The sequence below is a fragment of the Aminobacter sp. P4_D5 genome, from assembly GCF_056401815.1.
The window spans coordinates 13,985-28,367 of the sequence record NZ_JBFUIP010000020.1; the positions used below are offsets into that span (position 1 = coordinate 13,985).

Sequence of the window (14,383 nt, forward strand, 5' to 3'; positions counted from 1 at the left end):
CCGATGATCAACACCTCGCCCCTGCCGGATGTCGACGACGTTGCTGCCGCTTTCGCCCACGCCGTTAGCACCTGGCCCGAGCGGCCGTTTCTCAACGTCCTGCCCGAGACGGCTGCCCGCTATCAAATTCAGGCGGGTGAGCTGACCTATGGAGTAGCGGAAGCTGAAGTCACCCGTCTGCGTCAGGCCTATTCCGCCGCCGGATACCAGGCCGGATCCCGCGTCGTGCTGCTGCTCGAAAACCGGCCGTCGTTTTTTCTGCACTGGCTAGCGCTCAACGGACTGCAGATTTCCGTTGTACCGGTCAATCCAGACCTGCGTGCCGCTGAACTGGAATACCTGATCGGCCATTCCGAACCGGTGCTGGCCGTCGCCCTCGCCTCCCGAGTTGCCGATCTTGCCGCCGCAGCGCGGGCCGCCGGCCACGCAATGCAGGTCATCGCCATCGGCGACGCTCCACCCCCAGCACCAGATACACAACCGGTATTCGACGCCACCCTGCCCGGCTACGAACGCGAAGCCGCCCTGCTCTATACCTCGGGCACAACGGGACAGCCCAAGGGCTGTGTTCTGTCCAACACCTATTTCCTGCTCGCCGGGCAATGGTATGCGTCCGCCGGAGGCCTCTGCATGCTGACCGACGCGGGCGAACGGATGATTACTCCGCTGCCGGTCTTTCATATGAACGCCATGGCCTATTCGCTGATGGCGATGGTGACGGTCGGTGGGTGCCTCACCGTGCTGGACCGTTTCCACCCACGCAGCTGGTGGTCCAGCGTGCGCGAGAGCCAGGCCACGTGTCTACACTATCTGGGCGTGATGCCGGCCATGCTGATGGGTGCCGCCGAAAGCGACAGTGACCGGACGCACGCGGTGCGCTTCGGATTCGGTGCAGGCGTCGATCCCAAACTGCACGGCCCGTTTGAGGAACGTTTTGGGTTTCCGCTGGTCGAAAGCTGGGCGATGACCGAAACGGGCGCGGGCACCGTTACCGTGGTCAAAACCGAGCCGCGCAAGCTGGGGCAGCGATGCATCGGGCGCCCCGATCCCACCATGGAAATTCGCCTTCTAGACGACGCCGGCAACGAGGTCGAAACCGGCGCGCATGGCGAGCTGGTGGTGCGCCGGGCCGGGGCCAATCCGCGCTACGGGTTTTTTTCAAACTATTACAAGAACGAGGAAGCCACTGCCGAGGCGTGGGCCGGGGGATGGTTTCATACCGGCGATATCGCGTGCCGCGACGCAGACGGCGATCTGTTCTTTGTGGATCGCAAGAAGAACGTTATCCGCCGCAGCGGTGAAAACATCGCCGCCGTCGAGGTTGAATCGGTACTGATGCGCCACCCCGCTGTCGCCAATGTCGGCATTGCCGCGGTGCCCGATAGTATGCGCGGCGATGAGGTGTTCGCATGCGTCGTGCCCGCCACGCCCGGCACGCCGGAGCTGGCCCGTGAGATTGTGACATGGTGCTTGGAACAGCTCGCCTATTATAAGGCCCCCGGCTACATCGCCTTTGTCGAAACCCTGCCTTTGACGCCGACGCAGAAGATTCAACGCGGCGAGCTCAAGACCATGGCAGCAGCGCTTTTGGCCCAGCCGCACACGGTCAACACCTGCGATATGAAGCGCAGGGCAACATCTTGAAAGCCCGCCGTGCGCTCTATGATGGCGTCGTTCTCGTCGCTCCTGCGACGGTGCCCTATGTGCGGTACTCCAGAGAGACGGCGCATTGGTGGATCGCCCGCGCATTGCGGGCCTCGCTCACCGCCGCTGGCCTGCGCCCGCGCGATATTGATGGTTTTTCCGTATCGAGTTTTTCGCTGGCCCCCGATACAGCGGTGGGGCTGACCCAACATTTGGGTCTGATCCCGCGCTGGCTCGACCACATTCCTATGGGTGGGGCGAGCGGCGTCGTGGCGCTGCGCAAGGCCGCCCGCGCCGTGCAGGCGGGCGACGCCCACATCGTGGCGTGCGTATCAGGCGACACTAACCAGATCGACAGTTTTCGGCGCATGCTGCCCAATTTCAGCCGCTTCGCTCAGGATGCGTCCTACCCCTATGGCGCAGGCGGCCCCAATGCCTGCTTTGCCTTGCTGACCGACTATTACATGCGCGAATATGGGGCCGAACGTGCCGACTTCGGCAAGATCGCCGTGGCCCAGCGCGACAACGCCCTGAAGAACTCGCACGCGATCATGAAAAGCCCGCTGACGCTGCAGCAGTATCTGGAAGCGCGCCCGATTGCCGATCCGCTTGCCTTGTTCGATTGCGTTATGCCGGTCGCCGGGGCCGAAGCCTTTCTGGTGATGCGCGAAGATGAAGCTTTGCGCCGGAACCTGCCCTTCGCCCGCATCCGTTCAACCATCGAGCGCCACAACGCCTATCCCGAAGACCCAATTCAGATGCGGGGCGGTTGGGCCATGGATGCCGATGAGCTTTACGAGATGGCCAAGGCCACACCCGACGAGATCGACCTCTTGCAGACCTATGACGACTACCCGGTGATCTCCATGATGCAGTTCGAGGACCTCGGCTTTTGCCGCAAGGGCGAAGGCCCGGGTTTCGTGCGCCAGCACGATCTGACCATTGGCGGTGACTTTCCGCACAATACCTCCGGCGGGCAATTGTCGGCCGGGCAGGCCGGGGCAGCGGGCGGCTTTTTGGGGCTTGTCGAAGCCATTCGCCAGGTCACCGGCACAGCCGGCCCGACCCAGGTAGCGAGTGCTCGCACTGCGATGGTCTCCGGCTTCGGCATGATCAACTACGATCGCGGTGTTTGCTCGGGTGCAGTGATTATTTCGGGGGCGGACGCATGACCGCCCCGATCTCCCCACCATCCAAAAAGAACCCACAAAAACGCACGCCCGTCCCCGCCAGCCCGCCGCAAGCGCGCAGCCGGGCGGCTTTGGGATTGAGCGCCGCCGCAGCGCAGGGGCAATTTAAGCTCCAAGTTTGTCAAGAGTGCGCTGCTATCCAATACCCACCGCGCGACGCGTGTGCGCAATGCCTGTCGACCGCCCTACAGTGGTCGCCCGTGTCACCCCTTGGTCAGTTGATTGCCGATACCATCGTGCGGGTAAGCCCCAACGCCTACTTCCGCGACAGCACCCCGTGGCGCACGGGAACGGTGAAGCTGGATGCCGGCCCCTCGATCATCTGTCATGTGCACGGCGATTGCATAAAGGGCGAGCTGGTTCGTCTAATCAACCGGCTCGATCGCGGCGGACAGGGCGTGCTGATGGCGCTTCCGCTCACTGCCACCCCCAACATGGAGGACGATCCTCAGATGCGCGAGCTGACCTGCGATCCCAAATTCCGGCGCGTGCTGATCACTGATGGGCGCAGCGACACGGCGCTTGCCCTGGCCCGCGCCCTTGCCAAGGCCGGGGCCGAGACTGTGTTCGTCGGCGAGGCGGAAGCCTGGCGCGATAACCCGGTTCGCGCGCAGCTTCTCGCCCTTCCGCAAGTGCAATTGGTGCCGCTTGATGTGACCAACACCGCGTCGGTGACGGCGCTTGCCGCGCAGATCGGCGGCAAGGTCGATATCCTCATCAACAATGCCCGTTTCGTGCGCCCCGGCGGCGTTATCGCGCGCGGCGACACAGTGTTCGCCCAGCAAGAGCTCGAGGTGAACTATCTCGGCCTGATGCGTTTGGCGCAATCGTTCGGCCCGGCTATGCGGGCGCGCGGCACGGACGGGCAGAATAATGCCATTGCCTGGGTCAACATCCTGTCGGTCTACGCCTATGCCAACCAACCCGATTTCGGCTGCTTTGCCGCCTCGAACGCCGCAGCCCTGTCGCTGACCCAATGCCTGCGCGCCGAAGTGCTGGCGGGCGGCATACGGGTGATGAACGCCTTTACCGGCCCGACCGATGAYGACTGGCACCAGCCCCTGCCCGCACCCAAAGTCACCGCAAGCGCCTTGGCACGCGCTATCGTGGCAGCGCTAAAGGACGGCCTAGAGGATGTCTTTGTCGGCGAAATTGCCCAGGACCTTTATGAGCGCTGGCGCGCAGACCCCAAAGTGCTCGAGCTTGAAATGACTGCCGGAGGCGGGGCATGACCAATCCACCACCGGGCGGAGCGACCCTACTCGCCGAGCTGGCGCTGGCCATGGCCACGGGCCGCATCGAAACCGTCGATCTGACCCACACGCTGGACCCGGACTTCCCGGTCATGGTTCTGCCACCCGAGTTCGGCCAATGCGCTCCGTTCCGAATGGAAGAAGTTTCGGCCTTCGACCATCGCGGCCCGGCCTGGAAATGGCATAATTTTACCTGTTCCGAGCATACCGGAACTCATTTCGACGCGCCCGCGCACTGGATATCGGGGCGCCATCTCCCCAACAACAGCGTCGACGCCATTCCGGCCGGCAATTTCGTCGGACCGGTGGTGGTGATAGATTGCTCCAAAGGGGCCGCCCGCAATGCGGATTTCGAGCTGACGCCCGCAATCATTGCCGCCTGGGAGGCCGAACACGGCGAAATCCCACCCGATAGCTGGGTGCTGATGCGCACCGACTGGTCCAAGAAAAGCGCCGCGGACTACCTGAACCTGCGCGAGGACGGCGCCCATTCACCCGGACCCAATCCCGACGCCATGCGCTTTCTGGTGGAGCGCCGCTCCATTCGCGGCTTCGGGACCGAGACCGTGGGAACCGACGCCGGTCAGGGCGCGCACTACACGCCGCCCTACCCCGCCCATTTCTACCTGCATGGCGCCGGGAAGTACGGCCTGCAATGCCTGACGAACCTCGACCAGCTACCCCCAACCGGCGCGTTTCTTCTCGCGGCTCCCCTCAAGATCAAGAACGGCACTGGCAGCCCGCTGCGCGTGCTTGCCCTGGTTCCCCGCTAAGTCCCGGAAAGGATGTCCCAAACCATGACAGACTACACAGCCGTCATTACCGGCGGGAGCAAGGGCATCGGCGCCTGCGTGGCACAGCGCATGCTGGACAAGGGCTATCGGGTGATTTCCATATCGCGCCACGACCCCGATTTCAGCCACGCCAATCTCGAAAGTGTGCAGGCTGACCTGCTGGACCCCGCGGCGGTACGCCTGGCGGCGGCCGATATCGCGGCGCAGCACCAGGTCACCCACCTTGTCAACAATGCCGGCATGATCTGGCCCAACCTGCTCGAGAATGCGACGCCCGAAGATATCGCCGGGCTGGGCCAGTTGCATCTGGGCGCGCCGCTGTTGCTGTTGCAGGCCTTCTTGCCCGCCATGAAGGCGCGCCGGTTTGGCCGGGTGCTGTTCAATTCGTCGCGCGCCGCTCTGGGCAGCCCCACCCGCACTGCCTATAGCGCCTCCAAGGCTGGCATGATCGGCATGGCGCGAACCTGGGCGCTCGAACTCGCCCCGCATGGTATCACCGTCAATGTGGTCGCTCCCGGCCCCATTCAGACCGACAATTTCTGGGGCATCGTCCCCAAGGGCAGCGAACACGAAGAGGGTGTGGCCAAGCGCATTCCCGTCGGGCACCTCGGAACATCCGAGGATGTGGCCCACGCCTTCATGTACTTTGCCGATGCCCGGGCCGGGTTCGTCACCGGTCAGACGCTCTTTGTCTGCGGCGGCGCCAGCATCGGGTCCGTCCCCATCTGAATTGCTTTTTACGCGCAGCTAACGCCCTCACCGCCAGGAGAAAATCATGGAATACCGCACTCTCGGCCGCTCCGGCCTTAAGGTTTCAACCCTGACGATGGGGACCATGACCTTTGGTGGCCCAGTCAAAGTCGGCCATACCGAACAGGCCGACGCCACCCGGCAGATCGACCTCTGCCTCGATCACGGCATCAACCTGCTCGATACCGCCAATATCTATAATGACGGTGTCTCCGAGGAGATGATCGGCGTGGCCCTTGCGGAGAACGGACGCAGGCAACGGGCGCTGCTCGGCACCAAGGTGCGGTTCAAGGTCGGCAGCGGCCCCAACGAGCAGGGTCTGTCGCGTCACCATATCGTTGCGCAGGCCGAAGCCAGCCTCAAGCGCCTCAAGACCRATGTCATCGATCTGTACCAGGTGCACGAATGGGACGGCATKACCCCCATCGAAGAAACGATGGAAGCGCTCGACACCCTGATCAAGACCGGCAAGGTGCGTTACATCGGCTGCTCGAACTATTCGGGCTGGCATATCTCCAAAGCGCTGGTGGCAGCCGATAGCCGCCATCAGCAGCGCTTCGTCTCCCAGCAGATCCACTACACCCTCAACGCGCGCGAAGCCGAATGCGAGTTGGTGCCAATCAGCCAGGATCAGGGTCTAGGCATCTTGATCTGGTCGCCGTTGGCGGGTGGCCTCCTGTCCGGCAAGTACCGGCGCTCCGGCGGCCCCGATGCAGGCCGCCATGTCGGCGGCTTCCGCGAACCGGTCGTAAACGACTGGGAAAAACTTTACGACATCGTCGAGGTCGTGGTCGCGATTGCCGAGGCGCGCGGTGTATCGGGCGCACAGGTGGTTCTGGCCTGGTTGCTTGAACGCCCGGGCGTGACTTCCATTGTCATCGGCGGCCGCAGCGAAGCCCAGTTCAGCGACAACCTAGCGGCGGCCAATTTGAAGCTCTCCGCAGAAGAACGATCCAGACTCGACGGCGTCAGCCTTCCAGTGCTCCCCTACCCCTATTGGCATCAGGCCCTCAGCGTCAAAGACCGCCTCGGCCCCATCGATCTCGACCTGCTGACCCCGTACATCGAAGCTGCCAAGCCGGTTTGACCTTCAGCTCGTACAGAACTCAAGACGCGGCAATCTGGTTTGCCGCGTCTACTCGGTGGCCGTGTCGTTGACCGTCCAGGATTCAGCGATCCACGGTTAGATCTCGAGCGTTTCGGGGGTCTGGTAGGTGAGCTTGTCAGTGATCTGGTTGAGCACGCCGCCATTCGGATAGAAGCCTCCCGCCGGTGGGTACAGGTTCCTATGCGCGGAACAGCAGGTCGTATTCCAGCCGCTCCATCAGAAGCCGTTCCGAGCGGATCGAGTAGAACGCTTGGCATAGCATCGCCCGGAGCAACTTCTCGGGCGGGATTGACGGCCGCCCGATCGGCGAATACAGCGCCGCGAAATCCCACTCAAGCGCCGACAGCGCCTCGTTCACGATCGCCCGGATGCGGCGCAGCGGATGATCCCGCCGAACCCGCCCCTCAAGATCAACATAGCTGAACAGTTCGCCCGTCCGTTCGTCCTCGCCCGGCACAATTCACTCCCGCCACCTCGTGGCCAGAGTGAATCGCGAACCCAGAACTGTCGCAAGCCCTTTTTCAACAGCCTGCTAGTGCCAGACCCGCGTCAGATCCTAAAATAGCCGGCTACCCCCCACCGCGATATCAGTCATCGCCGCCCTTCGGGTACGAGATGATGGACAAGAAGCGGATCGGAAGCCTGGTCAATTGATCGGGGCCATGTGGTGTGTCGGCGTCGAAGAACAAGCTGTCGCCGGGGGCCATGCGATAGAGCTTCGTACCGTGCCGGTAGGTGATCTCACCTTCGAGCAGATAGAGGAACTCCATTCCCAGGTGCTGGAAAAGCGGGAAGGTGTCGGCGTGGCTGGTCAGGGTGATGAGATAGGGCTCGACCGAGAGCGCGCCGGAACTGGATCCGATATAGCCGAGGAGGTTGTAGTGGTGGCTGGCACGCGTGCTGCGCCGTTTTACTGCGACCCCTGCCCCGCACTTGACGAACACCGCGCTGCGCTCTTCCTCGAAGCGTCGCAGCAGCCCAGTGAGCGGAACCCCGAGCGCCTGCGACAGCGCCTGCAATGTGGTCAGCGATGCCGATATCATCCCGTTTTCGATTTTCGACATCATGCCAACCGAAATACCGGCTGCACCCGCAAGCTCCTTCGCAGTCATGCCATGGCGTTTGCGGCAGGCCCGCACCTCGCGACCGATGGACGCCTGAAGCTCATTTTCCTCAGGCACGCGGATCGCGTGCGGATCCTGGCACAGCGGCAGTGCGACCGCGGCCGGAGCCGAAGCCATCCGGGCCCTCGGGCCTGGCCTTGCGGGCTCAAGCCTAGGTAGGGAAACTGCTGCTGTCATTTGGGCACCTCCCACATTCGCTAGGCGTAAATAACTGCGCCTGGCGCAGGCTTCAGACGGCTTAGCCGAAACTCAAACGAAACCGCTCACCACGCCAACGCCCGCCATCGCGGCAAGCCCGCCGAGTAAGCGGATAAGGAACGAACCCCTCGCCCCGCCCTTGCTGTCGAGAAGCAAGCCGAAGCCGAGGCCCAAGGCATGCAGTGTCGCGGTCGCCAGCACAAAACCAGCACCGTATGCCAGGCCGCTGGCGCTCTCCGGCATCTCGGCACCGTGGGCGTAACCATGAAAAACAGCAAAGAACCCGACCAGTGCCATGGCGACAGCCACGCTCGCATGCAGGTTGAAGGCGACAACGCCGCCAAGAACGACGATCGAGAGGCCAATGCCAAGCTCGACGAAGGGCACGGCGATGCCGGCAAGACCAAGGGCCCCGCCGAGCACCATCACCGAAACGAAGCTTGCCGGCACGAGCCATCTGGCGCGGCCACCCAGCTGGGACGCAAACAGACCGACCATGACCATGGCGAGGACATGGTCGAGCCCGCCAAGCGGATGGGCGAAGCCATGGGCAAAACCGTCCACATGGCCAAGGCCGGTATGTGCGTTGGCGAGACCTGGCGCCAATGCGAAGGCGGCCAATGCCGCGGACCTAACGATCGATTTGCTGTTCATTGCCTGCTTCCTTTCAATGTTTGTGATGCGAATGCGGTTGTCACTTGCGCCGTGGCACGGGCGGTTTGCCAAAAGCCGCCTCGACGGCAAGCCCAAACAGGCTTTCGAATATGCCGCGCGCGGTCACCGCATCGGCGGCAAGGCAACGGATGCCCCAGCCCGCGCCGTTGGCCAGCGCCGTTACGCCGAGGACTGCAGACGCCGTGTTGTTCAGCGCGACAAGCACTTCCGCTGTCGGAAGCCGGGTGGGGTCGCCGAGAAGCATGAAGTTGGAAACGACCCGCCAGGCGCCGATGGGCGAGGCTCGGCCTACGAGCTGCGCGCCTGTGACTTCTAGATTATCACGCACAAGCAGCCGGCCTGCGGCGTCGCGAATAACAACGTCCGCGCCCAGCCGGTCGAAGAGGCGGAAGCGCCCTTCCGGGTCATGACAAGCAAAGGCGTCCGACAAAAACAACACAGCGCCGGGCGCCAACCTTGCCTGGGTGGTGATCGAACAAGATGCCCCGGGAAACAGCACCAGCGGATCAGGCGTCAAGGCCAGGAACGCGCCCTCTTCGAGGTCAATCTCGGTTGCTTGGTGCGCCGGCTGGCCGTGGCAATCATGCACGACGGTCGCCGCCTGGGTGGTGACATGGGCTGCCGCGGCCGGACCCAGTTCGTAGCGGCTGGATAGTTGCTCGGCACGATAAAGGCCGCCCGAGGAGGACTGCTGGTAGACCGTCAGTAGCGACGGTATGGCCGCGTCGAGCATGAACGGCCGCGTCATGTGAAACGGGTAAGAAACGAACTGGCGGCCCAAATGGGTGCGCGCGCCGTGACGGGAGAAGGCAAGCTCGAAGCGGCCGCATCGCGCATCAGGCTGGCGCGGTTGCGCCAGGACCTCGTGGTGGCGTGGCTGGGGCCAGTGTGAGGTCATCTGAACAGCACGTCGGCAAGAATGCGATCGGCAATCGCAGCGACGCCCTCGCCGGTGCGGCAGTTGGTGACGGCCATCGGCTTGCCCGCGCGCACGCCGGTCGCCTCGGCGGTCATCTGCTCCAGATTGACGCCGACATACGGCGCCAGGTCCATCTTGTTGACCACCAGCAGGTCACATTTGAGGACACCGGGGCCCTTCTTACGCGGAATGTCGTCGCCGCCGGCGACGTCGATGMCGAACATCCACCAATCGACGAGATCGAGCGAGAAGGTCGAGGCGAGGTTGTCGCCGCCACTTTCGATCAGGATCAGCTCGACGTTGGGAAACAGCGCTTCCAGATCGTCGGCGGCAGCAATGTTGAGCGTCGGATCCTCGCGGATCACAGTGTGCGGACAGGCGCCGGCCTCGACCGCTGCGACRCGGGCCGGGTCGATCAACCCGGAGCGGCGGATGCGCTCGGCATCCTCGGCGGTCACCAGATCGTTGGTGACGATCGCCAGCGACACGCCGCGCTCGGCAAAGGCCGGGATCAGCCGCTCGATCAGTGCCGTCTTACCGGAACCGACCGGGCCCCCGATGCCGATGCGGGCAGCGCCCACACGCGAGGCCGACGGCGCAAAGGAAGAAGTCCTAACGTCCATGATATCACCTCAGCATATAGCGTTGGGTCAGCGGCAGTTCGTGCGCCGGCTCGCAGGTGGCCAGTTCGCCGTCGACAAAGACGTCGAAGGTCTGCGGATCGACACGGATGTTGGGACAGGCATCGTTGCGCAGCATATCCTTCTTTGTGAGCCCACGATTGCCGCGGGAGGGCAGCAGCGCCTTCTTCAGGTCGAGCGTCGCGGCTAGGCCACGATCGATGGCAAGCGGATTGACGAAGCAGGCCGAAAGCGCCTGTTTGGCACGCCCGAACGCACCCCATTGCGGGCGCAGCAACAGCGGCTCGCAGGTCATCAATGAGGCGGCACTATCGCCCATCGCGCCCCAGGCGATGAAGCCGCCCTTGATCACCAATTCCGGCTTGATGCCGAAGAAGGCAGGGCGCCAGATGACAATGTCCGCCATCTTGCCGTCCTCGAGCGAGCCGACATGTTCGGCGATGCCGAAGGTGCGCGCGGCGTTGATGGTGTATTTGGCGACATAGCGCTTGATGCGTTCGTTGTCGCCAAAGCGTGTCGCCTCTTCGGGCAGGCGGCCACGCTGCTTCTTCATCTTGTCAGCCAGCTGCCAGGTGCGGCAGATCACCTCGTTGATGCGCCCCATGCCCTGGCTGTCGGAGCCGAGCATCGAGATCGCACCGATGTCGTGCAGGATGTCCTCGGCGGCGATCGTCTGGGCGCGGATGCGGCTTTCGGCAAAGGCGACATCCTCGGGGATGGCCGGGTTGAGGTGGTGGCACACCATCGTCATGTCGAGGTGTTCGTCGAAGGTGTTGATCGTGTAGGGATTGGTCGGGTTGGTGGAAGACGGCAGGCACCATGGCACGCCGGCGACGCTAATGATGTCGGGGGCATGGCCGCCGCCGGCACCTTCGGTGTGATACATGTGGATGGTGCGGCCGTTGATGGCGGCAAGCGTATCTTCGAGGAAACCCGACTCGTTCAGCGTGTCGGTATGGATCTGGACCGGGAAATCGAGCTGGTCGGCCACCGTCAGGCAGGTGTCGATCGAAGCCGGCATGGTGCCCCAGTCCTCGTGCAGCTTGAGGCCAAGACAACCGGTCTCGATCTGCTCGACCAGCGAGGCCGGCTTGTGCGAATTACCGCGACCGAGAAAGCCGAAATTGATGGGCCACTCTTCCGCCGCCTGCAGCATCTTGCCGACATTGAACGGCCCGCCGCAGTCGATGCCGACGGTGATCGGCCCAAGCGAGCCGCCGAGCATTGTGGTGATGCCCGAGGCAATGGCATGATCGCACAATTGCGCGCTGTCGAAATGCACATGCACGTCGAGCGCGCCGGCGGTGGCGATCAGGCCCTCGCAGTCGCGCACGGTGGTTGCCGCCGACACGATCAGGCGCGGATCGACGCCGTCCATGATGGCTGGATTGCCGGCCTTGCCGATGCCTACGATCTTGCCGTCCCTGATGCCGAGATCGCCCTTGATGATGCCAACGACCGCATCGATCACAGTGACGTTGCACAACAGGAAGTCGAGCGCGCCTTCGGCACTGGTGACGCCCGCGGCAAGCCCGGCTCCGTCGCGCAAGGTCTTGCCGCCGCCATGCAGGCACTCGTCGCCATAAACGGCAAAATCCTTCTCGACGACGGCGACGAGCGAGGTGTCGCCGAGACGGAAGCCGTCCCCAGTGGTCGGGCCATACATTGCCGCATAGTCGCGGCGTGACAGTGTTGCCATGATCGTTCCTCCCCTCAGGCGCCGCGGAAGCCGCGGGCGCGGGCATTATCAAGGGCAGCGGCCTTCACCGCCGCATCTTTGGCCGAGCCGTTCGACAGCCCATTGAGGCCGGAAAGATGCTGCTGGCCGCCGAAGGTGGTGAGCGGAACGTCTTTCTCCTGCCCCGGCTCGAAACGCACCGCCGTGCCCGCGGCGATGTCGAGGCGCATGCCGAAGGCCGCCGCGCGGTCAAAGTCGAGTGCCTTGTTGACCTCGAAGAAATGATAGTGGCTGCCGATCTGCACCGGACGGTCGCCAGTGTTGACCACCTTGAGCGTCAGCTTGCGGCGGCCCGCGTTGAGCTCGATCTCGCCCTCTTCAGTGATGACCGCTCCGGGTTCGAGATCGTCGGCAACGGCACCTGCGGCCGGCCGCAGCGGCTCATGTACGGTCACCAGCTTGGTGCCGTCGCGGAATGTCGCCTCGATCTGCAGCATCGGCAGCATCGCCGCCACACCCGACATGACGTCGGCCTGGGTCAGGATGGCCGAGCCGAACGACATCATCTCGGCGACCGAGCGCCCTTCCCTGGCGCCTTCGAGGATCTCGTCGGAGATGATCGCAACCGCTTCAGGATAGTTGAGCAACAAGCCCTTGGCCCGTCGTTTGCGCGCAAGTTCTGCCGCCGTATAGATCGTCAGACGTTCAAGTTCGGTCGGGGTCAGCAACATGGCGTTCGCTCCTCATCAATTGGAAAACAGGCGCTGGCCGGAAGCGCCATGCAGGGCGACCGCGATCTCGCAAAGCGGCGTGAAGGAACACAGTGGCTCATCGTCGATGACCGGCCTGAGCGCGGCGGTTTTGACCCCAAGCAGGGCCTGGGCGATCACCGCCTGGGCGTCGATGGCGCCGATCACGCCAAGCCGCACCGCAGCGGTCGCCAGGGACGCGACCATCTGGTAGCCGCCGATCGCAACAGCCGTTACCTCGTCGAGGCCAAGCGCCTGCCATAAAAGGCCCTGCACGACGGCGAGATGGCCGCAGGCGCTGCTATTGCGGACCATTGAGCGATAGGCCGTCGCCCCCTTGGTTCCCAAGCGCCCATGCGTGGTCAGAAGTGCTGCACCATTGCGCCGCGAGCCAGACCGCAGCCCTTCCACGAAGGTGGAGGCCTCGACCTCACGGTCCAGATCGGCAAGCGCGTCGAGATCGCCGGCAAGCCTGTGTGCCCGCACCAGCGCGACACGGTCAGCACTTGCCCAGCGATGGCGGATCTGGGTATCGACAAAACCCGCGAAGTCGAACGCACCCAGCCGCTCAGCGAGCGACGACGACGCCTCGAGCCCTTGCGAAAAGGCAAAGCCGCCCGACGGAAACTGGCCATCGGCATGCTGCAAGGCAACGAGCAGATTTGTCGCCGACAGGGTCATTCGGCCTCCTCGGTCATCTCGACCCGTCCACCCGACAGCAGAGGCGCGATGCGCGCGGCATAAACCGAAGCAGGTCCATCCTGGGCGACGAGAAGGTCGTCGCCAGCGAAGCGGACCCGCCAGTGAAGGTTGCCCGCGTGGTAGCCGAGTTCCAGCGCATCGCTGGCCGAACGCGGCGAAAACCTAAGCCAGCGCTGCTCGCCGGCGCGCACAATCACCGCGCGATGATCGTCGAGAACAAGCACGGCACCGTCGTGCAGTTTCTGCTCGCGCGGCAAGGTGATCGCCACCTCCTCGCCCTTGTCGGTCCGCGCCATCAGCCGCCGACGATCGAGATCGCCAACCGCAACGGTGACAAACTCGACCGCATGGCGATGTTCGAGATGGTGGATCGCCTCGTGCAAAGCCGGATCGCTCCGGCTGCCCACTACGCCTTCAACTCGCAGCATCTTTACCTCCCTTTGCCTTCCTGCATTCCTCACAGGACGGGGCAGTCATTTGTCTTCGCCGAGAAAAGTCACGGCGCCCCGGTCGAGCACATGGTGGAGCCGGTCGAGAACGTGGCCCGATCCAAGTTCGCCAACGACGTAGAGATGATCGCCTTCGAAACGCACGGGCCAGTGCATATTGCCGGCGCAGTATCCGAGTTCGATCCCGGCCGCGGCATCGGCGGCCTTGAAGACCAACCATCGTTCCGGCTCCGCACGGACAACGATGGCGCGCTTGTCTTCAAGCAACAGCACCGCGCCATCGACGAGCCGCTGCGTGCGCGGCAGGGAGATCGCGCAGAGCGTGCCGCGGTCGGTTCTCGCCGACAGCCGCCGGCGGGCGATTTCGGCGGTGTCTAGCAAGATGAACTCGACACGGCCTTCGTGATCCAGCAAATGGAGCTGGGCGCTCAACTGCTGGTCAGCCGCCAATCCGACAATGGAATTCAACTTCAACATTCAAAGTCCCCTGGAGCATTTGGCGGCAACTT

At 63.7% G+C, this 14,383-nt stretch carries 15 protein-coding genes and 1 pseudogene; 6 read left to right on the forward strand and 10 right to left on the reverse strand.

Annotation, left to right across the window (positions count from 1 at the left end; translation table 11 throughout):
- Nucleotides 1–3: 3 nt before the first annotated feature.
- The 6 genes from AC1DWF_RS07005 to AC1DWF_RS07030 are packed head-to-tail and all read left to right on the forward strand — an operon-like array spanning nucleotide 4 to nucleotide 6,718.
- Nucleotides 4–1,644: an AMP-binding protein gene (locus tag AC1DWF_RS07005; protein ID WP_476789048.1), complete on the forward strand. Its 1,641-nt coding sequence runs from the start codon at nucleotides 4–6 to the stop codon at nucleotides 1,642–1,644.
- A complete protein-coding gene (locus AC1DWF_RS07010) occupies nucleotides 1,641–2,816 on the forward strand; it encodes a thiolase family protein (protein WP_476781858.1) in 1,176 nt (391 codons plus the stop codon). Before AC1DWF_RS07005 ends, AC1DWF_RS07010 begins: the two co-directional genes overlap by 4 nt.
- On the forward strand, nucleotides 2,813–4,066 hold the full coding sequence (locus tag AC1DWF_RS07015; RefSeq protein ID WP_476789047.1) for an SDR family NAD(P)-dependent oxidoreductase: 1,254 nt from the start codon (nucleotides 2,813–2,815) through the stop codon (nucleotides 4,064–4,066). Before AC1DWF_RS07010 ends, AC1DWF_RS07015 begins: the two co-directional genes overlap by 4 nt.
- Nucleotides 4,063–4,860: a cyclase family protein gene (locus tag AC1DWF_RS07020; protein ID WP_476781856.1), complete on the forward strand. Its 798-nt coding sequence runs from the start codon at nucleotides 4,063–4,065 to the stop codon at nucleotides 4,858–4,860. Before AC1DWF_RS07015 ends, AC1DWF_RS07020 begins: the two co-directional genes overlap by 4 nt.
- A gap of 24 nt (nucleotides 4,861–4,884) precedes the next feature.
- Nucleotides 4,885–5,610 carry an SDR family oxidoreductase gene (locus tag AC1DWF_RS07025; RefSeq protein ID WP_476781855.1) on the forward strand — a complete coding sequence of 242 codons (726 nt, stop codon included), beginning with the start codon at nucleotides 4,885–4,887 and terminating at the stop codon, nucleotides 5,608–5,610.
- Nucleotides 5,611–5,656: 46 nt separating this feature from the next.
- A complete protein-coding gene (locus tag AC1DWF_RS07030) occupies nucleotides 5,657–6,718 on the forward strand; it encodes an aldo/keto reductase (RefSeq protein WP_476841548.1) in 1,062 nt (353 codons plus the stop codon).
- Nucleotides 6,719–6,923: 205 nt separating this feature from the next.
- Here AC1DWF_RS07030 and AC1DWF_RS07035 read toward each other — a convergent pair.
- From AC1DWF_RS07035 to AC1DWF_RS07080, 10 genes and pseudogenes are all read right to left on the reverse strand, one after another.
- Nucleotides 6,924–7,196 (reverse strand): annotated as a pseudogene (locus AC1DWF_RS07035) (transposase); the annotation flags it as partial.
- Between the two features lie 130 nt (nucleotides 7,197–7,326).
- Nucleotides 7,327–7,980, reverse strand: a complete 654-nt coding sequence (locus AC1DWF_RS07040; protein ID WP_476781853.1) for a helix-turn-helix domain-containing protein — start codon at nucleotides 7,978–7,980, stop codon at nucleotides 7,327–7,329.
- 132 nt (nucleotides 7,981–8,112) lie between these two features.
- Nucleotides 8,113–8,715, reverse strand: coding sequence for a HupE/UreJ family protein (locus tag AC1DWF_RS07045; RefSeq protein ID WP_476781852.1), 603 nt, complete (start codon nucleotides 8,713–8,715; stop codon nucleotides 8,113–8,115).
- A gap of 40 nt (nucleotides 8,716–8,755) precedes the next feature.
- Nucleotides 8,756–9,634: an urease accessory protein UreD gene (locus AC1DWF_RS07050; RefSeq protein ID WP_476781851.1), complete on the reverse strand. Its 879-nt coding sequence runs from the start codon at nucleotides 9,632–9,634 to the stop codon at nucleotides 8,756–8,758.
- On the reverse strand, nucleotides 9,631–10,278 hold the full coding sequence (gene ureG, locus AC1DWF_RS07055; protein ID WP_476841549.1) for an urease accessory protein UreG: 648 nt from the start codon (nucleotides 10,276–10,278) through the stop codon (nucleotides 9,631–9,633). The genes AC1DWF_RS07050 and ureG overlap by 4 nt, the downstream gene beginning before the upstream one ends.
- 4 nt (nucleotides 10,279–10,282) lie before the next feature.
- Nucleotides 10,283–11,995, reverse strand: coding sequence for an urease subunit alpha (ureC, locus tag AC1DWF_RS07060; RefSeq protein ID WP_476781849.1), 1,713 nt, complete (start codon nucleotides 11,993–11,995; stop codon nucleotides 10,283–10,285).
- A gap of 14 nt (nucleotides 11,996–12,009) precedes the next feature.
- Nucleotides 12,010–12,705 carry an urease subunit beta gene (locus AC1DWF_RS07065; RefSeq protein WP_476781848.1) on the reverse strand — a complete coding sequence of 232 codons (696 nt, stop codon included), beginning with the start codon at nucleotides 12,703–12,705 and terminating at the stop codon, nucleotides 12,010–12,012.
- 15 nt (nucleotides 12,706–12,720) lie between these two features.
- The gene (locus AC1DWF_RS07070) at nucleotides 12,721–13,404 is read right to left on the reverse strand and encodes an urease accessory protein UreF (protein ID WP_476781847.1); all 684 of its coding nucleotides are present in this window, start codon (nucleotides 13,402–13,404) and stop codon (nucleotides 12,721–12,723) included.
- Nucleotides 13,401–13,853, reverse strand: coding sequence for an urease accessory protein UreE (gene ureE, locus AC1DWF_RS07075; protein WP_476781846.1), 453 nt, complete (start codon nucleotides 13,851–13,853; stop codon nucleotides 13,401–13,403). The genes AC1DWF_RS07070 and ureE overlap by 4 nt, the downstream gene beginning before the upstream one ends.
- 45 nt (nucleotides 13,854–13,898) lie before the next feature.
- Nucleotides 13,899–14,351, reverse strand: coding sequence for an urease accessory protein UreE (locus AC1DWF_RS07080; RefSeq protein ID WP_476789044.1), 453 nt, complete (start codon nucleotides 14,349–14,351; stop codon nucleotides 13,899–13,901).
- Nucleotides 14,352–14,383 lie beyond the last annotated feature (32 nt).

Bases quoted from the DNA above. Each gene is read 5' to 3' on its own strand.
- AC1DWF_RS07025 (WP_476781855.1), top strand. From the start codon at position 4,885: ATGACAGACTACACAGCCGTCATTACCGGCGGGAGCAAGGGCATCGGC.
- AC1DWF_RS07040 (WP_476781853.1), bottom strand. From the start codon at position 7,980: ATGGCTTCGGCTCCGGCCGCGGTCGCACTGCCGCTGTGCCAGGATCCG.
- AC1DWF_RS07020 (WP_476781856.1), top strand. From the start codon at position 4,063: ATGACCAATCCACCACCGGGCGGAGCGACCCTACTCGCCGAGCTGGCG.
- AC1DWF_RS07065 (WP_476781848.1), bottom strand. From the start codon at position 12,705: ATGTTGCTGACCCCGACCGAACTTGAACGTCTGACGATCTATACGGCG.
- ureE (WP_476781846.1), bottom strand. From the start codon at position 13,853: ATGCTGCGAGTTGAAGGCGTAGTGGGCAGCCGGAGCGATCCGGCTTTG.
- AC1DWF_RS07070 (WP_476781847.1), bottom strand. From the start codon at position 13,404: ATGACCCTGTCGGCGACAAATCTGCTCGTTGCCTTGCAGCATGCCGAT.
- ureC (WP_476781849.1), bottom strand. From the start codon at position 11,995: ATGGCAACACTGTCACGCCGCGACTATGCGGCAATGTATGGCCCGACC.
- AC1DWF_RS07005 (WP_476789048.1), top strand. From the start codon at position 4: ATGATCAACACCTCGCCCCTGCCGGATGTCGACGACGTTGCTGCCGCT.
- AC1DWF_RS07045 (WP_476781852.1), bottom strand. From the start codon at position 8,715: ATGAACAGCAAATCGATCGTTAGGTCCGCGGCATTGGCCGCCTTCGCA.
- AC1DWF_RS07050 (WP_476781851.1), bottom strand. From the start codon at position 9,634: ATGACCTCACACTGGCCCCAGCCACGCCACCACGAGGTCCTGGCGCAA.
- AC1DWF_RS07080 (WP_476789044.1), bottom strand. From the start codon at position 14,351: ATGTTGAAGTTGAATTCCATTGTCGGATTGGCGGCTGACCAGCAGTTG.